General features: G+C 70.6%; 15 protein-coding genes and 1 pseudogene. 7 read left to right on the top strand and 9 right to left on the bottom strand.

Annotated features, from left to right (window positions below):
- Nucleotides 1-2 precede the first annotated feature (2 nt).
- Nucleotides 3-437, bottom strand: coding sequence for a DUF2141 domain-containing protein (locus FGL25_RS16410; protein ID WP_138142290.1), 435 nt, complete (start codon nucleotides 435-437; stop codon nucleotides 3-5).
- Between the two features lie 218 nt (nucleotides 438-655).
- Between FGL25_RS16410 and rpe the strand changes: the two genes are divergently transcribed.
- Entirely contained in the window at nucleotides 656-1,339 is a 684-nt protein-coding gene (gene rpe / locus FGL25_RS16405) for a ribulose-phosphate 3-epimerase (protein WP_138142289.1), read from the top strand.
- On the top strand, nucleotides 1,336-3,150 hold the full coding sequence (locus tag FGL25_RS16400; RefSeq protein WP_138142288.1) for a heparinase II/III family protein: 1,815 nt from the start codon (nucleotides 1,336-1,338) through the stop codon (nucleotides 3,148-3,150). Before rpe ends, FGL25_RS16400 begins: the two co-directional genes overlap by 4 nt.
- A 159-nt stretch (nucleotides 3,151-3,309) precedes the next feature.
- On the opposite strand, the pseudogene FGL25_RS17840 reads toward FGL25_RS16400, so the two are convergent.
- Nucleotides 3,310-3,537, bottom strand: a pseudogene (locus tag FGL25_RS17840) (GIY-YIG nuclease family protein); the annotation flags it as partial.
- A 142-nt stretch (nucleotides 3,538-3,679) separates the two neighbouring features.
- Between FGL25_RS17840 and purH the strand changes: the two are divergent.
- Complete coding sequence (gene purH / locus FGL25_RS16390) at nucleotides 3,680-5,284, top strand: bifunctional phosphoribosylaminoimidazolecarboxamide formyltransferase/IMP cyclohydrolase (RefSeq protein WP_138142287.1); 1,605 nt, start codon at nucleotides 3,680-3,682, stop codon at nucleotides 5,282-5,284.
- A 113-nt stretch (nucleotides 5,285-5,397) separates the two neighbouring features.
- Here the strand turns inward: purH and FGL25_RS16385 are convergent, their stop codons facing one another.
- Together FGL25_RS16385 and FGL25_RS16380 are read right to left on the bottom strand one after the other, a co-directional pair.
- The gene (locus FGL25_RS16385) at nucleotides 5,398-6,213 is read right to left on the bottom strand and encodes a siderophore-interacting protein (protein ID WP_138142286.1); all 816 of its coding nucleotides are present in this window, start codon (nucleotides 6,211-6,213) and stop codon (nucleotides 5,398-5,400) included.
- The gene (locus FGL25_RS16380; protein WP_167493366.1) at nucleotides 6,210-6,815 is read right to left on the bottom strand and encodes a PadR family transcriptional regulator; all 606 of its coding nucleotides are present in this window, start codon (nucleotides 6,813-6,815) and stop codon (nucleotides 6,210-6,212) included. Before FGL25_RS16380 ends, FGL25_RS16385 begins: the two co-directional genes overlap by 4 nt.
- A 102-nt stretch (nucleotides 6,816-6,917) precedes the next feature.
- Between FGL25_RS16380 and FGL25_RS16375 the strand changes: the two genes are divergently transcribed.
- From FGL25_RS16375 to FGL25_RS16365, 3 genes are read left to right on the top strand one after another with little or no spacing between them, the layout of a single operon-like run.
- Nucleotides 6,918-7,667 carry a dienelactone hydrolase family protein gene (locus FGL25_RS16375; RefSeq protein ID WP_138142284.1) on the top strand — a complete coding sequence of 250 codons (750 nt, stop codon included), beginning with the start codon at nucleotides 6,918-6,920 and terminating at the stop codon, nucleotides 7,665-7,667.
- A gap of 57 nt (nucleotides 7,668-7,724) precedes the next feature.
- The gene (locus FGL25_RS16370; protein WP_138142283.1) at nucleotides 7,725-8,213 is read left to right on the top strand and encodes an Rrf2 family transcriptional regulator; all 489 of its coding nucleotides are present in this window, start codon (nucleotides 7,725-7,727) and stop codon (nucleotides 8,211-8,213) included.
- Nucleotides 8,182-9,105: an NAD(P)/FAD-dependent oxidoreductase gene (locus FGL25_RS16365; RefSeq protein WP_252970231.1), complete on the top strand. Its 924-nt coding sequence runs from the start codon at nucleotides 8,182-8,184 to the stop codon at nucleotides 9,103-9,105. The genes FGL25_RS16370 and FGL25_RS16365 overlap by 32 nt, the downstream gene beginning before the upstream one ends.
- A 7-nt stretch (nucleotides 9,106-9,112) precedes the next feature.
- On the opposite strand, the gene FGL25_RS16360 is transcribed toward FGL25_RS16365, so the two are convergent.
- Genes FGL25_RS16360 through trpS form a run of 3 tightly spaced genes read right to left on the bottom strand, consistent with a single transcriptional unit; the run spans nucleotide 9,113 to nucleotide 11,379 of the window.
- The gene (locus tag FGL25_RS16360) at nucleotides 9,113-9,577 is read right to left on the bottom strand and encodes an OsmC family protein (protein WP_046652609.1); all 465 of its coding nucleotides are present in this window, start codon (nucleotides 9,575-9,577) and stop codon (nucleotides 9,113-9,115) included.
- Nucleotides 9,578-9,610: 33 nt separating this feature from the next.
- Entirely contained in the window at nucleotides 9,611-10,336 is a 726-nt protein-coding gene (locus tag FGL25_RS16355) for a GNAT family N-acetyltransferase (RefSeq protein ID WP_088410697.1), read from the bottom strand.
- A gap of 5 nt (nucleotides 10,337-10,341) precedes the next feature.
- Nucleotides 10,342-11,379 (bottom strand): tryptophan--tRNA ligase, encoded by a 1,038-nt coding sequence (trpS, locus tag FGL25_RS16350; protein WP_088410698.1) that lies wholly within the window; start codon nucleotides 11,377-11,379, stop codon nucleotides 10,342-10,344.
- A 250-nt stretch (nucleotides 11,380-11,629) separates the two neighbouring features.
- Here trpS and FGL25_RS16345 point away from each other — a divergent pair, with 250 nt between their 5' ends.
- Nucleotides 11,630-12,133 carry a hypothetical protein gene (locus FGL25_RS16345; protein ID WP_076223085.1) on the top strand — a complete coding sequence of 168 codons (504 nt, stop codon included), beginning with the start codon at nucleotides 11,630-11,632 and terminating at the stop codon, nucleotides 12,131-12,133.
- On the opposite strand, the gene murJ is transcribed toward FGL25_RS16345, so the two are convergent.
- Together murJ and glnD are read right to left on the bottom strand one after the other, a co-directional pair.
- Nucleotides 12,128-13,825: a murein biosynthesis integral membrane protein MurJ gene (gene murJ / locus FGL25_RS16340; protein ID WP_138142282.1), complete on the bottom strand. Its 1,698-nt coding sequence runs from the start codon at nucleotides 13,823-13,825 to the stop codon at nucleotides 12,128-12,130. The genes FGL25_RS16345 and murJ overlap by 6 nt on opposite strands.
- Before the next feature lie 30 nt (nucleotides 13,826-13,855).
- Complete coding sequence (gene glnD / locus FGL25_RS16335; RefSeq protein WP_138142281.1) at nucleotides 13,856-16,546, bottom strand: [protein-PII] uridylyltransferase; 2,691 nt, start codon at nucleotides 16,544-16,546, stop codon at nucleotides 13,856-13,858.
- Between the last annotated feature and the right edge of the window lie 13 nt (nucleotides 16,547-16,559).

The following is a 16,559-nucleotide window of genomic DNA, read 5'->3' as shown; positions in this document are numbered from 1 at the left end:
GCTTAGCGGATGCGGATGGTCTGGGCCGTGGCGCCCGAGACGTCGAAGCGGGCGCGGTCCCACTTGGCCGGCCCCATGTTGCCGACGGCGTTGTTGGAGAAGGCGAAGGGTTCGGTCGGCATGCCGAACGGATTCACGTCCATCTTTCCGTTGCCGTTGACGTCGTGGAACGCCTTCATGCCGTAGGCGCCCGCGGGCAGGTTCTCGAACACGGCGGCGCGCTCGCCCGCCGCCACATCGACCCGCGCCGCGCGGCTGGGCGCGCCGCTCTCATAGGCCGCCTCATCGGCGTAGAGGGCGACCATGACGGCGCCGGTCTCGGCCCCCGTCTCGAAGGTGAAGGTCAGGCGGCTGTCGGCGGATTGGGCGACGGCCGGAACGGCCACGGACAGAGGGGCGGCGGCGAGGGCGGCGGCGATAACGACAAGGCGGATCATGGAGAGCGTCCTTATGGGCGGGGCGAGAAGTCATCGCCTTCCTTCCTCGCCGCGCCGAACCCCGCCAGCGGCCTTGCGTCCACGACCGCCGCGTCTTCGCCAACGACCACCGCCCGCCGTTCACGAAGCGCCAATGAACAGCTTGTCGTCGCCAGGATGCGGCCTGCGGCAGCGGCCCGGCTTGCTCCCCGCGCCGAGGGGCCCTAAGTCGCAGAACCATGACCCAGACGCCCGCGACCGCCGCCCCGCTGATCTGCCCCTCCATCCTGGCCAGCGACTTCTCCAAGCTGGGCGAGGAGATCCGCGCCCTGGAAGCCGCCGGAGCCGACTGGATCCACGTCGACGTCATGGACGGCCACTTCGTGCCCAATCTGACCATCGGCCCGGACGTGGTGAAGGCCCTGCGCCCGCACACCAGCCTGCCGTTCGACGTGCACCTGATGGTCGCGCCGGTCGACAACTGGCTGGAGGCCTTCCGCGCCGCCGGCGCCGACGTCATGAGCGTCCACCCCGAAAGCGGCCCGCACGTCCACCGCACGCTCGGCCAGATCCGCCAGCTGGGCGCCAAGGCGGGCCTGGTGTTCAACCCGGCCACGCCGCTGAGCGTGCTGGAGGAGACCGTCGATCTGGTCGACCTGGTGCTGATCATGTCGGTGAACCCCGGCTTCGGCGGTCAGAAATTCATCGAATCCTCGCTGAGGAAGATCGAGCGCGCCCGCGCCATCCTCGACCGCGCCGGGTCCAAGGCCCACCTGCAGGTCGACGGCGGCGTCGTGGCCGCCAACGCCGGGGCCTGCGTCGCCGCCGGGGCCGACGCCCTGGTCGCCGGCTCCTTCGTCTTCAAGGGCGGGCCGGACGCCTACGCCGCCAACATCCAGGCCCTGAAGGCCGCCGCCGCGTGAGCCCCCTCGGCCCCTTCGCCCCGCGCGACAGCGACGTCCCCCTGGCCGAGGGGCACATCCCCGGCCTGAAGGGCGCGCCCATGCGCACGCCCGTCCGTAGCGCCTCGGGCGCCCGGCCCGACCCGCGCCTGTGGGCCTCGGTCGCCAAGGGGCTGGCCGCGCGCCAGCTGTGGGTCGAGCTGTACGGCCTGCCCGGCTACGGCCTGACTCTGGGCGGACCGACCGCCGAGGGCTTCGCCGTCAGTCCGCGCGATTTCCGCCCCCTGCCCGAAGAAGCCCCGCGCCCCCTGCTGTCGGGCAAGCTGACGCTGGCGGGGCTGAGCCTGGACGCCGACAGCCCGGTGGCGCTGTGGAACAGCCCCACCCCCAGCCGCGCCTTCGCGGTCGAGCTGCACAGCTTCAACTGGATGCCCGCCATGATGGCCCAGGGCGATCGCGGCGCGCGCGAGGCCCTGGCCATGACCCTGGCCTGGCGCGAGGTGTTCAGCCGCTGGTCGCCCTTCTCCTGGGATCCCGACATCCTGGCCCGCCGCGTCTATCACCTGGCCTGCGCCGGACGGCGGCTGGCGGGCGCAGCCACCGAGGTCGAGCGGCTGCAGCTGACCGACATCCTGGCCCATCAGGCGCGCCAGCTGCTGCGGCCGCCTGGCGGGATCATGGGCCGGGCCGAGCGTCTGACGGCCGCCGCCGTCGCCGGCTGCGCCCTGACCGGCAAGGCCGGCGCCGCCATCCGCAACAAGGCGCTGAAACGTCTGCCCGGCGCCCTGGCCGCCACGGTCGCCGCCGACGGCGCCCACGCTTCGCGCGCGCCGGAGATGGGGCTGGAGCTGCTGCTCGACCTGCTGACGCTGGACGACGCCCTGGCCCAGCTGTCGGAGGTGACGCCCGAGCCGGTGGCCGAGGCCATCTCGCGTCTGACCCTGGCCCTGCGCGTCCAGACCCTGCCCGATCGACGCCTGGCCGTGTTCCAGGGCGGCGGCCCCTCGACGCCCGAACGCATCGCCGCCGCCCGCGCCCATGACGATGCGCCCGCCGCTCCGGCCAGCGGCGCCGTCGGCGGCCTGCTGCGCGTCTCCAGCCCGCTGCTGACCGTCATGATCGATGTCGAGGCCCCGGCTCGCAACGCCTGGTCGGCCGCCGCCTGCGGCCAGCCCGCCGCGCTGGAGGTCGTCTGCGGCCGCGACCGCCTGTTCACCTCGGCCGGATGGACGCCGCGCGCCCTGGACCGCCAGGCCCTGCGGCTGACGCCCGGCGCCTCGACCCTGACGCTGGGCGAACAACCGCTGGGCGAGCCCCTGTCCGGCTGGAAGAGCGAGCTTCTGGGTCCGCGCCTGGTCGGCCCCGCCCTGCACGTCACGCGCCAGCATCAGGAAGGCGACGGCGCCGTCTGGCTGGAGGTCGAGCACGACGGCTGGATGCCGCTCTATGGTCTGATGCACCAGCGCCGCCTCTACATCGATCAGCGGCTGGACGAACTGCGCGCCGAAGAGCGGCTGCATCCGCCCGAAGGCCGCCCAGAAGCGACCCGCGCCATCGCCGCCCCCTACGCCCTGCGCTTCCAGCTTGAGCCCGGCGTCCAGGCCTCCCTGGCTCGCGACCGTCGCTCCATCCTGCTGCGCGGCCCGTCCGGGCGCGGCTGGTGGTTCCGCAGCGACGGCCCCGACGTGGCCATCGAGCCCGCCGTCCACATCGACGAGGGCCTGACCCGCCGTTCCTTGCAGATCGTCGTGCGCGGCTCGGCCCGCACCGACGCCGAGACCAAGGTCCGCTGGAAGCTGAGCCCGGCGGGCGCGAGCGGCGATCCGAGCTAAACGTCGTCGAGGCGGCGGAGGAGGGCCCCGACGCTTCTCTTCCCCCTCTCCGTCATCCTCGGGCTTGACCCGAGGATCAGGCGCCAGTCCACACAGGCTGGAATAGAGGTCTTGCCACTGCGGATTGGTCTGCTCGACCAGTTCCAACTTCCATGTCCGGTTCCAGCGCTTGAGGGCCTTCTCGCGCTTGATCGCCTCTGTGACGAAGCCGTGCCTCTCGTACCAGACCAGGGTTTTGCAGCCGTATCGTTGAGCGAAGCCTTCGATGCGGTCCTCACGATGCTGACGAGTACGCTCGTACAGGTTCGAGGTCATGCCGACATAAAGAACGCCGAGTGGGCGGCTGGCCAGAATATAGGTGGCGATGAAGGGGCGGCGCTCGTTCATATGCCGTCGAGTGGCGGACAACTCGATCCTCGGGTCAAGCCCGAGGATGACGGTGTGGAGGGAAGCCAAGGGCTGACGCCGCGCCCCGTTGGTGCTAGAGGCCCCGCCATCTCCCCGCCCCAGCCGTAAACGGACGCCGCCCATGCCCGCCGCTCCCGACTTTCCGCCCGCCCCGGACGCGATCAAACCCGTCCGCGCCCTGATCTCCCTGTCGGACAAGGCGGGGCTGGAAGACGCCGCGCGCACCCTGGCCGGCCTGGGCGTCGAACTGGTCTCGACCGGCGGCACCAAGGCGGCGATCGCGGGCTTCGGCCTGCCGGTCAAGGACGTGGCCGACCTGACCGGCTTCCCGGAAATGATGGACGGCCGGGTCAAGACGCTGCATCCCGTGGTGCACGGCGGCCTGCTGGGCGTTCGCAACGCTCCGGCCCACGCCGCCGCCATGACCGAGCACGGCATCGGCCCGATCGATATCGTCTGGATCGACCTCTATCCCTTCGAGAAGACGGTCGAGGACGGCGGCGGCTTTGAAGCGGCCATCGAGAACATCGACATCGGCGGCCCGGCCATGATCCGTTCGGGCAGCAAGAACCACGGCCACGTCGCCGTCGCCGTGGACGCCGAGAGCATCGGCCTGATCGTCGAGGCGCTGAAGGCTGACGGTTCGACCTCCCTGGCCCTGCGCAAGCAGTTGGCCGCCCGCGCCTTCGCCCGCACCGCCGCCTATGACGCCGCCGTCTCGTGCTGGTTCGCCGGCCAGTTGAACGACGCCGCCCCGGCGCGCAAGTCGATCGCCGGTTCGCTGGCCCAGACGCTGCGCTATGGCGAGAACCCGCATCAGACCGGCGCCTTCTACCGCACCGGCGAGCGTCGTCCGGGCGTGGCCTACGCCACCCAGATCCAGGGCAAGGAGCTGGGCTACAACAACATCGCCGACGCCGACGCCGCCTATGAGCTGGTGGCCGAGTTCGAGGCCCCGGCCTGCGTCATCGTCAAACACGCCAACCCCTGCGGCGTGGCTGTCGGAAACACCCTGTCGGAAGCCTACGCCCGCGCGCTGGAATGCGACGCGGTGTCGGCCTTCGGCGGCGTCATCGCCGTCAACCGCCCGCTGAACGGCGACGACGCGCGCGCCATCACCGACATCTTCACCGAGGTGGTCATCGCGCCGGGCGCCGACGACGAGGCCAAGGCCGTCTTCGCCGCCAAGAAGAACCTGCGCCTGCTGATCACCGACGGCCTGCCCGACCCGCACGGGCCGGGCGAGGTCTTCCGCTCGGTGGCGGGCGGCTTCCTCGTGCAGTCGCGCGACCGCTCGCTGATCAAGCCGTCCGACCTGAAGATCGTCACGCGCCGCCAGCCGACGCCGACCGAGATCCAGGACATGCTGTTCGCCTTCACCGTGGCCAAGCACGTCAAGTCCAACGCCATCGTCTACGCCAAGGACGGCCAGACGGCGGGCATCGGCGCCGGCCAGATGAACCGTCGCGACAGTGCCCGCATCGCCGCCATCCGCGCCAAGGAAGCCGGCGAGGCCAAGGGTCTGGCCCACTCCCTGGCCGAGGGTTCGGCCTGTGCGTCGGAAGCCTTCTTCCCCTTCGCCGACGGCCTGCTGGAAGCCGTCGCCGCCGGGGCCACGGCGGTGATCCAGCCGGGCGGCTCGATCCGCGACGAGGAGGTCATCGCCGCCGCCGACGAACGCGGCATCGCCATGGCGTTCACCGGCGTGCGCGTCTTCCGGCACTAAGCTGGAAGGGCGCTAACGCGAGCCGCGCGGCGGCTCGCTACATGAGCGCAAGAAGAAGGGCGCTGCCGGTCGTCGGCAGCGCCCTTTATCTTTGGCCAAGGCCCGGTCGGGCCTCAGTCCTCGATCACCTCGTGCGAGCCGGCGCGGCCCAGGCGCCAGTAGCCGGCGACCTTCATCCATTTCTGGTTGAACGGCCGAGCCGCCAGCAACGCCGCCCGCATCGAGCGAGCGACCGAGGACTCGCAGGCGACCCAGACATAGGCGTCGGCCGGGTCGATCCGTTTCGCCGCCGCGACCGCCGCCGCCGTCAGGGCCTCGGCGCGGCCGCGCGGGCCGTCGTTGCGATGCACCCAGACGATCTCAACGTTCGCCGGACTGGGCAGATCCAGCTCTCCGCCGGCGTCGTTCACCTCGATGCAGGCGATGGCGCGCGCGGTCGCGGGCAGCTCTTCCAGGCGCCGAGCGATGGCGGGGATGGCCGCCTCGTCGCCGACAAGCAGGTGCTCGGCGAAGCTGGTCGGGATCAGGAAGGAGCCGCGCGGCCCGCCCAAACCCAGTTCGTCCCCCAGCCGCGCATCCTCGGCCCAAGCCGTCGCCGGACCGCCGTGACCGACGGCGAAGTCGATGGTCAGCCGCCAGTTCGCGGCGTCGAATGCGCGCGGCGTATAGTCCCGCGCCACCGGCCGGGGCTCGGGAAACACAGGCCCGTCCGGCCCGAGCGTCGGCAACACCAGAGGCTCGCCGCGCGGCGTGGGAAAGATCTTCACGTGGTCGTCGAAGCCGGGGCTGAAGAAGCCCTCCAGCTCATCGCCCGTCAGGACGATCCGCTTCAGCACCGGCGTCAGCTGCTCCACCGCCTCCACGCGGGCCCGGCGGAACTTCAGCTCGTGCCGCACGCGGCGCGGTTGTCTCAGCAGGGCGTCGGTCATGCCTGTCTCACCTTTTCTGCTGCGGCTTCGATCAGATCAGCGATGGCCTCGACCTGGGCCTCGCTCAGCGGCGGCTCCTGCGTCAGACGCTCATGGGCCGCCGCGCGGAAGGTCTCTATGGCCTGGGCGATGCGCGCCGGACGGTCGGCCCGGCCGCGCAGGGCCTTCATCTTGCGCTCGGCATGGGCCAGGGCCTCGACGTTCTCGACCAGCAGACGGCGCCCCTCGTCGGTGATCGCATAGCGTTTCTTTCCGCCCTCGGCGACGACGCTGACGGCGCCCATGTCCTCCAGCAGGGTCAGGCTGGGGTAGATGACTCCGGGACTGGGCGTATAGGCGCCGCCGATGCGCGCCTCGATGGCCTTGATCAGCTCATAGCCGTGGCTGGGCTTGTCCGCGATCAGCGACAGCAGCACCCAGCGCAGGGCGCCGTGTTCGAACATGCGGCCGCCGCCGCGTCGGCCGTGGCCCTCGCCGCGCATCCGGCCCTCGCCCAGGCGACGCCCTTCCGGCCGCATCGACCGAAACGGGCCGCCGTGGCCGCGCATGACGCCATGCTTCATGCCGCAGCCGCGCTTTCCGATCCCCTTGGATCCTCTCATTTCATCTCTCACTTCGATATATCTAACTTGCAAACAGATATATCGATATATCGAAAGCGCAAGACCCCTTTCTTCGGCGACGGGACGGATTAAGCTGCGCCGATGGACACCGTCGTCGCCCGCTGGGCCCAGCTAGAGCCCCATGTTCACGTCGTCGGACCGGAGGACGACAAGCGCCGCCCGGCAGTTCTGCTGTTCCACGGCTGCGGCGGGCTGCGGGCCCACCTGCCGCGCTACGCCGAGGCGGCGAAGGCGGCGGGCTGGCGCGCCGTCATCGTCGATTCCTACGGACCGCGCGGCTGGGGGCGGCCCTTCACCCTGACCACCGTCTGCACCGGCCTGCTGTTTCGGGGCTACGAGCGCGCGGGCGACGTACTGGCGGCCATCCACGGGATTTCTCAGCGGCCCGACGTGGACCCCACGCAATTGGCGCTGGGCGGCTGGAGCCACGGCGGCTGGGCCGTCATGGAGATGATGAGCGAGACGCCCGCGCCCGGCCGCATGGGGGTCGCTGACCCGGCCAGCGTCGACCTGTCCGGCGTCAAGGCCGTCTGGCTGGCCTATTCCTATATCGGCCCCTGGGCCTTCAACCGGATGAAGCCCTGGCGGCACTGCCCGCGCGTCCTGGCTTTGACGGCCAAACGCGACCACCTGACCACCGTGCGCAACGCCGAACGGGTCAACGCCATGATCCGCGATTGCGGCTCGGAGGTCGAAAGCTGGGTCGCCGACGGCACCCACGCCTTTGACGAGCCGACCAACAACGGCCCCATGCGCCACCACCCCGAACTGACCGAAGAGGCGCTGCGCCGCTTCACCGCCTTCCTGAAGGACAGCGCGCCTCACGCCTGAAAATAATCACGCGGCCGCGTCTTGACGCACGCCCCATCACGTAACAATTGAAGTTACATGAAAAGAGACTCCCGCCTCTCCAACATCCTTCATGCCCTGCTGCACATGGCCGAGCACGAACAGCGCTGCGGCCGACCGATGACCTCGGACATGCTGGCGGCCTGCCTGTCGACCAATCCGGTCGTGGTCCGCCGGACCATGGCGGGCCTGCGCGAACAGGGGCTGGTCGTGTCCGAGAAAGGCCACGGCGGCGGCTGGCGGCTGGCGCGACCGCTGGAGGCCGTCACCCTGGGCCAGGTCCACGCCGCCCTGGGCGAGCCCGGCCTGCTTCCCGAAACGCCGCCGGTCGAGGCCGAGGGTTGCCTGATCGAGGCCGCCGTCAACGACGCCCTGTCCGACACCTACGCCGCCGCCCGCGCCCTGCTGGCCGCGCGGCTGGACTCCATCACCCTGGCCGATCTGGCGGCGGACTTCTCGCGCCGGCTGGCCGCCTACCCCAAGAGAGACCTGCTCCATGCACACGCGCGAAAATCCGATGCCCCATGACGCCGTCGTCATCGGCGGCTCCTACGCGGGTCTGTCCGCCGCCCTGCAGTTGGTAAGGGCGCGCCGCCGCGTCCTGGTCATCGACGACGGCCGCCCCCGGAACCGCTTCGCCGCTCGCGCGCACGGGGTGCTGAGCAACGACGGCCGCCCGGGGTTTGAGATCGCCGCCGCCGCCCGCGCCCAGGTCGCGGCCTATCCCACCGCCGCCTTCCGCATGGCCGAGGCGGTGGACGCGACGCGCATCGACGGCGGCTTCTCGGTCGCCTTCGCCGACGGCAGCCGCACCATGGGTCGCCGCCTGATCCTGGCCCACGAGGTCGAGGACGTCCTGCCCGACCTGCCCGGCGTGAAGGAGCGCTGGGGCCGCACCGCCCTGCACTGCCCGTGGTGTCACGGTTATGAGGTCGGCGGCGGGCCGATCGGCGTTCTGGGGCGCGGCGACCATGCGGTCCAGTATGCGAGCGTCGTCGCCGAATGGGGCCAGGCCGTGCTGTTCATCGACCCGGCGCGCTTAAGCGAAGACGACGCGCGCGTGTTGGCGCGGCGCGGCGTGATCATCGAACCGACGCCCGTCGAACGGCTGGAAGGCGAGGCGCCGACCCTGACCGGGGCGCAGCTGGTCGACGGCCGCTTCATCCCGCTGAAGGCCGTCTTCGTCGGCGCCCATGTGCGGCAGTCCGGCGGCTTCGCCGAGCGCCTGGGCTGCGAGATGACCGACACCCCCATGGGCCGCATCGTCAAGGTCGACGCCCAGCAGCAGACCAGCCAGCCGGGCGTCTTCGCCGCCGGCGACCTGGCGCGGCCGGCAGGCAACATCACCCTGGCGACGACGGACGGCATGACCGCCGCCCACGCCGCCTTCCGCTCCCTGATCGAAGAGGAGACGGCCTAAGGAAGGCTCAACGCGGTTCGACCTTCACCTCGGCGCGGACCGAGTTGGCGATGTAGCAGACGTCATGGGCGCGGTGATGCAGGTCGGCGATGGCCGCCGCATCCGGCAGCTTGTCGCCTGACCAGGTCACGGCCGGGCGCAGAACGATCTCGGTGATCGACATCTTGCCGCGCTCATCCTTGCCCAGGGTTCCTTCCGCCTCGTCGCGATAGGAGTCGACCACGAAGCCGTCCTTGCGGGCGTAGGCCAGGAAGAACAGCATGTGGCAGCTGGACAGGGCGGCGACCAGGGCCTCCTCCGGGTCCACCGCCGCCTCTTCCGACAGGGGCGGCGGGATCATGGGCGAGGGCGCCGACGACCCGCGCACCACCGCGCCGCCGTCGAAGCGCCAGTCATGGCCGCGTCCGTATTTGTTGTCGCTGAAGGGCTGATCGCCCCGGTTCCATTCGACGACGGCGACGTGCTGGCTCATGACAGGCTCCGAAACAAAGGGTCGAAGCTTTAGCTAGGCGCCCGGTTCGGCTTTCGCCAGATCGCCCTTGGCCAGATCACCCTGAACCAACATCCTCATCTGCATCTGCGCGCGGATGGTGAAGCCCAGCGAACGATACAGAGCGATGGCCCCGGCGTTGTCGGCGTAGGAGTGCAGGAAGACCGTCTCGCCCCGCGCCAGGATGCGCGCGATCACCGCCCGCATCAGCGCCCCGGCGTAGCCCCGCCCGCGCGCATCAGGGTGTGCGCAGACGCCCGAAACCTCGGTGAAGCCGTCGGGCTTCAGCCGCTCGCCCGCCATGGCCAGCAGCCGCCCGTCCTGCTTGACCCCGAAGAAGTCGCCCAGCCGGTGCGTCTTGTCGAAGAAGGGCCCCGGCTCGGTCAGCGTCGCCAAGGCCAGCATGGCGGGCGCGTCGGCTTCGGTCAGGGGCTCGATGGCGATGTCGCGCGCCTTGGCCGGGGTCAGGTCGACCAGCACCATCTGCGTCAGCACCGCCTCCTTCAGCACCGTCAGGCCGGGCGGGACGGGGGTGCGCTCCGCCTCGACCGTGGCCAGCAGGCCCTCGGGCTGCTCCAGCGCCGAAACGGCCGCCAGGCTTTCCGGCGACTGATCGACGCTGGCGACGAAGACGCCGTAACCCGGCGCCAGCCGCAGCGCCCCGCCCGCCCCCACGGCCAGGGACGCCTGACGCGCGGACGTCAGGGCGTTCCAGACCGGACGGTCGAGCGGGTGCGCCATTCGGCTCAGCCCTGCCAGAAGCCGACGATCTTCTTCACCTCGGCGATGGTCGGCTCGGCGACTTCGCGCGCCTTTTCGGCGCCGGCGGCCAGGGCGCGGTCGATCTCGGCCGGGTCGTTCATCAGGCGGCGCATCTCGGCGGTGACGTTCGCCATCGAGGACACGGCCAGTTCGGCCAGCTTGGGCTTGAAGGCGCCGAAGCCCTGGCCCGCGAACTCGGCCAGCACGGCCTCGCGCGTCGTTCCGGCCAGGGCGGCGTAGATGGCGACCAGGTTCTTGGCCTCTGCCCGACCTTCCAGACCCTCGAGCGTTTCCGGCAGCGGCTCCATGTCGGTCTTGGCCTTGCGGATCTTGTTGGCGATGGCGTCGGCGTCGTCGGTCAGGTTGATGCGCGACAGGTCCGACGGATCGGACTTGGACATCTTGGCCGCGCCGTCGCGCAGGGACATGACCCGCGTCGCCGGACCCTGGATCAGCGGCTCGGGCAGGGGGAAGTAGCCCGGCGCGCCGAAGTCGTTGTTGAACTTCTGGGCGATGTCGCGGGTCAGCTCCAGGTGCTGCTTCTGGTCTTCGCCGACCGGCACCTCGGTCGCCTTGTAGAGCAGGATGTCCGCCGCCTGCAGCACCGGATAGGTGTAGAGGCCGACGCTGGAGCGTTCCTTGTGCTTGCCCGACTTCTCCTTGAACTGGGTCATCCGGTCCAGCCAGCCCAGGCGGCCGACGCAGTTGAAGATCCAGGCCAGTTCGGCGTGGGCGGGCACGGCCGACTGCGGGAAGATGACCGCCTTGGCCGGATCGAGGCCCGAGGCCAGATAGGCCGCCGCGATCTCGCGCGTCTGGGCGGCCAGCTTCTCCGGCTCCTGCCAGACGGTGATGGCGTGCATGTCGGCGACGAAGACGAACAGGGGAGCGCCCGTCTCCTGCAGTTCGGTGAAGCGCTTCAGCGCGCCCAGATAGTTGCCCAGGTGCAGGGCGCCGGAGGCCTGGATGCCGGACAGGATGCGGCGCGGACCGGTGTATTGAGCCGGAGTCTGGTCAGTCATGATAGCGGATCTCGAAAATCGAAAGGCGAACGTCGGCGCACGTTTTCGCGTGCGAAAGAGGGACGTGCGGAAGCACGGTGCGGCGGATCAGCCGCGCCATCGTCCATGAGCGAAAATTCGTCCCGAAAGCGCCATGTCCTCGCGCTTATCGGTTCGAGGCGCGAAGGGCAACACTCCTGCGGCGGTTCGCGCGTCGCCGCGATCACGGAACGATGTTAGCCTCCTCTTCCATCGGCATGGAGGGAAGGACATGGACGAGTTCGAAGTCGCCCCGCCCGAGAGTTTCGACTCTCGTCAGGCGCTGACGCGGATGCTGGCGCTGCTGCGCCACCTGATCAACATGATCGCCGAGTTCAGGGAGACGCTGATCCTGACCAGCGGCGGCGACCCCGCCGATCCGGTTCTGGACGACGCCTTCCTAACCGCCCGCAGTTTGGCGCTGGAAGACGTCGACGCCCTGATCGCCTTGGTCGATGCGGCCGACTTCACCGCCCCGGCCATGGTCGAGCACCGCCTTCAAGGCGAGGCGCTGCGCTTCAAGATGCTGGCGATCCTGGCGGCCTATCGCCTGGTCGTCGCCGCCCAACCCAGCCGGAATCCGGGCATGAGCCGAGGCTGGTCCCTGTACCGCCGCGCCCTGCGCGGAACGCTGGCGGCCATCGACGGGCCGCTGGAATCCCTGACGGCGGCCCTCGGCGCCAAACAAGGGCTGGTGGAGTTCAAAAAGGCGCTGGAGGTTCTGCTGGACCTATGACCTGGCCGAGCGCCGGACCAGGCCCTTGACCTCGGCCACCGTCACGGCGCGCGTCAGGAAGGCCAGGACGACATAGGCCAGACCGCCCGCCGCCACGACCAGCAGCAGGGTGATCTCCTTGGCGCCGTGGGTCGAACCCAGCATGGCCAGCAGGTCCGCGACCGGCGCCTGCAGCATCGGCCGCGCCCAGGAGGCGACGCCGACCACCGCCGCCAGACCTGCGCTGGCCAGGGCGATGCGCCCCAGACGCCAGACCGCGCGCGGACTGGGTCGGTAATGACCGCGCCGCCACAGGGTCGCCGCCAGCAGGATGACGTTGGTCCAGGCCGAGGCGCTGACCGCCGCGGCGATCCCCGACACCCCCATGCCCAGATAGAACAGGCCGATCGCCAGCGCCGCGTTCACCGCAACCGACACCAGGGCGAACACCATGGGCCTGCGCGTATCGCCGCGCGCGAAGAAGGCCGGCGCCAGGATGCGGATCAGGACGAAGGCGGGCACGCCCCAGCCGAAATGCAGCAGGGCGTGAGCCGTGTTGACGGCGTCGATCTGAAGGAAGGCGCCGCGCGTGAACAGGGCGTCGATCAGGAAATAGGGCATGGCCATCAGGGCCGCCGCCGCCGGCAGGGTCAGGGCCATGGACAGGATCAGCGCCTCGTCCATCGAGGCCTGCTGCTGGCCGTGATCCTGCGACGCCACCGCCGCCGACAGCTTGGGCAGCAGGGCGATGCCGATGGCCACTCCGACCAGCCCCAACGGCAGCTGATACAGTCGGTCCGCCGTCGCCAGCCAGGTGCGGCCGCCGTCGACGAAGCTGGACAGGTTGCCGGAGATGAAGACGTTGATCTGGGTCGCGCTGTTGCCGATGGCGGCGGGAACGGCGGTGATGATGATGGCCTTCACCGCCGGGGTCATCTTCGGCAGGCTGAGACGGATGTTCGCCCCCGCCTTGCGCGCCGCCCACCAGCACAGGCCCGCCTGGGCCACGCCCGCGACCAGCACGGCCCATGAGGCGGCGTAGGCGGCCTCAATCTGGTCGCCCTTCACCGGAATGACGGCGGCCAGCATGATCAGGTTCAGCAGGATCGGATAGGCGCCCGAGACAATGAAGCGCCCCCGCGCGTTCAGCACCCCGCTGAGCAGGGAGGCGATCGCCATACAGGGCAGGTAGGGCATGGTGATCTGGGTCAGGATCACCGCCAGCTTGAACCGCGCCGGATCGTCCAGAAAGCCGATGTTGATGACGGTCATCAGCCACGGCATGGCCAGCTGGGCGACCACGGTCAGGGCCACGGTGACGGCGGCCACGGCGGCCAGGGCGTCGGTCGCCACCTTGTCCGCCGCCGCCTCGCCCTCGCTCTTCAGCGTCTTGGCGTAGGCGGGCACGAAGGCGGCGGCGAAAGCGCCCTCGGCGAAGATGCGCCGGAACAGATTGGGGAAGTTCAGCGCCGTGTAATAGGCGTCGGCCGCCGGGCCCGCCGAGGCCCCCAGCGCCGCCGTGATGACCAGATCGCGCGCGAACCCCGCCAGACGGCTGAGCAGGGTCATGGCGCTGAAGATGGCCGAGGACCGCGCCACCCCGCCCGTCTTGGCTGTTGCAGCAGACGCAGGCGGCTGGACGACTGGTTCGACCGTGGCGTTTGCCGCAGAAATCCGCGCGGCCGGTTCGATGGGATCGGTCTTGTCGTTCACGGCTGTTCCTGCGCTCGGTCCCGAAACGCCTTAGCGCGCCTGCGGGCCGCTGGATACGGGCGAACGGCCCAGCGCGCCTTCCAGATCGGAGACGTCGCGCACGCTGGCGCGCACGGGGACGATGCGCCGCCCCGCCGGGCCTTGGAGCGTGCGGTCCAGCACCTCCAGCAGGTCGACCTTCAGCGCCTCCAGCCTCGCCTTGCTCTTCGGCTTCCGGCCGTCCGCGTCGGTGATGTAGAAGCCGTCCACCGCCCGCTCGCCGAAGCTGGCGACATGGGCCGAGCGGGTCGAATAGCCGTGCGCCGAGATGGTCCGCGCCAGATCGGCCAGCAGGCCCGGGCGGTCGGCGCCCGAGACCTCGATCACCACGGCGCTGGTGCCCGTATCGGCGTCGATCCGCACCACCGGCCGCACATCGAAGACGGCGCGGCGGGCGCTGACGCGCGGCGGCTCCAGGGTCGAGGTCCGCGCCCCCTTCAGCACCGCCCGCTCCATCGCCTTGACCAGAATGGCCAGACGTCGCGGCTCGCGCCCGCCATAGGGTTCGCCCGCCCCGTCCTGAATCTCGAACACGTCCAGCGCCATGCCGTCGTCGGCCGTGGCCAGCCGCGCGCCCACCACGTCGGCGCCCGCCATCGACAGGGTGGCGGCCAGGTCCGCGAACAGGCCGGGGCGATCCCGCGCCGCCACGGCCACGCGGGCGGTGGATTCCAGCGGCCCTTCGGCGGGCAGGGCCTCGACCGCCGCCCCCTCGCGCCGCGCTCGTTCGACCAGGGCGGGGTGATCGGCCAGAGGGTCTTCGCGCGTCACTGCGTCGCCCCGGAACAGGGCCTCGGTCGCCTCGAACAGGGCGCGCATCAGTTGCCCCTTCCAACCGTTCCACACCCCCGGCCCGACGGCGCGGATGTCTGCCACGGTCAGCACCATCAGCATCCGCAACCGCTCCGGGTCGCCCACCGCCTCGGCGAAGGCGCGCACGGTCGAGGGGTCGGATACGTCGCGCTTCTGGGCGTAGTCGCTCATCAGCAGATGATGGCGCACCAGCCAGACGACCAGCTCGATCCGGCGCGGATCGACGCCCAGCCGCTCGCAGGCTCGGCGCGCAGCGATGGCGCCGTCCTCCAACTGGCCCCGGTCGCCGCCCTTGCCCACGTCATGCAGCAGCATGGCCAGCATCAGGGCCTCGATGTCGGCGATGCGGGGGACGATGGCGGTCGAGGCCGGGTGGTCCCCCTCCAGCTTGCCGCGCGCGATGTCGTTGATGATCCCGACCGCCTGCAAGGTGTGCTCGTCCACCGTATAGGCGTGGTACATGTTGAACTGGGTCTGGCCGACGATCCGCCCCCACTCGGGCAGGAAGCGCCCCAGGAAACCCGTCTCATTCATGATCGACAGGACGCGATAGGGCCGCTGGCCATGCGCCAGCACCGTCAGGAAAGCCTCGGCCGCGCGCGGATCACGCCGCAGGGCGGGCGTCACCAGCGTCAGCGAACGGATCACGGCGGCGAAGGCGTCGGGGTGCAAGTCCAGATCCAGCCGGTCCGCCTCGACGAACAGCAGCAGCAGACGCGCCGGGTCGCGGGCGAAGACGTTCGGCCCGGTGACGGTCAGCCGCCCCTCCTCCACCGCCAGACCGTCGAAGGCCAGCTTGACCCGGCGGCGCCGGATCAGCCGCGACAGGCCGCGCGCCAGCCCTTCCGCCTTCTTCTGCTGGCGCGCCTCCAGCTGGGCCGAGACGGCGCGGGTCAGGGCGCCGACCTCGCGTGCGACCTGGAAATAGCGGCGCATGAAGCGCTCGACCGCCAGTTCGTCGCCGCGCCCGCGCCAGCCCATGCGCCGGGCGATCTCGGGCTGGAAATCGAAGGTCAGCTTCTCCTCGGCTCGCCCGGCGACCAGATGCAGCAGGATGCGCACCCGCCACAGGAAGCCGATGGCCTCGCGGAAACTGCGCAACTCGCGCGCGGTCAGCAGGCCCTCCAGCGCCGCCTGCCCGCGCTCGCTGTCCGGCGCCAGGGAGCGGGCGATCCAGAACAGGGTGTTGAGGTCGCGCAGCCCGCCCTTGCCGTCCTTGACGTTCGGCTCGACGCGATAGCGGACGGCGCCGGTCTTCTGCAGACGCACGTCGCGCTCGGCCATCTTGGCGGCGATGAAGGGGCGCGGATCGGCGCGGGCCACCGAGGTGCGGAACCGCTTCAGCAGGCTTTCGCCCAGGGCCGCATCCCCGGACAGCACCCGCGCTTCCAGAAGCGTCGTTCGCACCGTCATGTCGTCGCGCGCCAGCGTCAGCGTCTCGCCGATAGAGCGGAAGGCCGAACCGACCTTCAGCCCTAGATCCCACAGGACGTAGTGGACGAACTCCACCACCGCCTGGGCGCGCGGACTGATCGCCTGGCCCGGCCGCAGGAACAGCAGATCGAGGTCCGAAAACGGCGCCAGCACCCCGCGCCCGTAACCGCCGACCGCCAGCAGGGTCAGCCGCTCGTCCGGAGCCTGATGGACCTGTTCGGTCGCGAACCGCCACAGGGTCGCCAGCAGGGCGTCGGCGGCCTCGGCGTAGAGACGGGCGGCCTCAGCCCCGTCGGTGGCGCTCTCGGCCCGGCGGGCGGCGCGGGCGCGGTCGGCGTCGAAGCTTTCACGCAAGAGCGCGGTGACAGCGGCGCGCGGGTCAGACGCCGAGGCGGCGTCGAGAACGGCGGACGGGAGCGGGGGCGGTGCGGTCACGGAAGGAGCATAG

The sequence above is a fragment of the Brevundimonas vancanneytii genome, assembly GCF_901421975.1.
In the GTDB taxonomy this organism is placed as follows: Bacteria; Pseudomonadota; Alphaproteobacteria; order Caulobacterales; family Caulobacteraceae; genus Brevundimonas; species Brevundimonas diminuta.
The sequence above is the reverse complement of the archived record's forward strand: the minus strand, read 5'-3'. Positions and strand labels throughout refer to the sequence as shown.

Bases quoted from the DNA above. Each gene is read 5' to 3' on its own strand.
- FGL25_RS16410 (WP_138142290.1), bottom strand. From the start codon at position 437: ATGATCCGCCTTGTCGTTATCGCCGCCGCCCTCGCCGCCGCCCCTCTG.
- rpe (WP_138142289.1), top strand. From the start codon at position 656: ATGACCCAGACGCCCGCGACCGCCGCCCCGCTGATCTGCCCCTCCATC.
- purH (WP_138142287.1), top strand. From the start codon at position 3,680: ATGCCCGCCGCTCCCGACTTTCCGCCCGCCCCGGACGCGATCAAACCC.
- FGL25_RS16385 (WP_138142286.1), bottom strand. From the start codon at position 6,213: ATGACCGACGCCCTGCTGAGACAACCGCGCCGCGTGCGGCACGAGCTG.
- FGL25_RS16380 (WP_167493366.1), bottom strand. From the start codon at position 6,815: ATGAGAGGATCCAAGGGGATCGGAAAGCGCGGCTGCGGCATGAAGCAT.
- FGL25_RS16375 (WP_138142284.1), top strand. From the start codon at position 6,918: ATGGACACCGTCGTCGCCCGCTGGGCCCAGCTAGAGCCCCATGTTCAC.
- FGL25_RS16370 (WP_138142283.1), top strand. From the start codon at position 7,725: ATGAAAAGAGACTCCCGCCTCTCCAACATCCTTCATGCCCTGCTGCAC.
- FGL25_RS16365 (WP_252970231.1), top strand. From the start codon at position 8,182: ATGCACACGCGCGAAAATCCGATGCCCCATGACGCCGTCGTCATCGGC.
- FGL25_RS16360 (WP_046652609.1), bottom strand. From the start codon at position 9,577: ATGAGCCAGCACGTCGCCGTCGTCGAATGGAACCGGGGCGATCAGCCC.
- FGL25_RS16355 (WP_088410697.1), bottom strand. From the start codon at position 10,336: ATGGCGCACCCGCTCGACCGTCCGGTCTGGAACGCCCTGACGTCCGCG.
- trpS (WP_088410698.1), bottom strand. From the start codon at position 11,379: ATGACTGACCAGACTCCGGCTCAATACACCGGTCCGCGCCGCATCCTG.
- FGL25_RS16345 (WP_076223085.1), top strand. From the start codon at position 11,630: ATGGACGAGTTCGAAGTCGCCCCGCCCGAGAGTTTCGACTCTCGTCAG.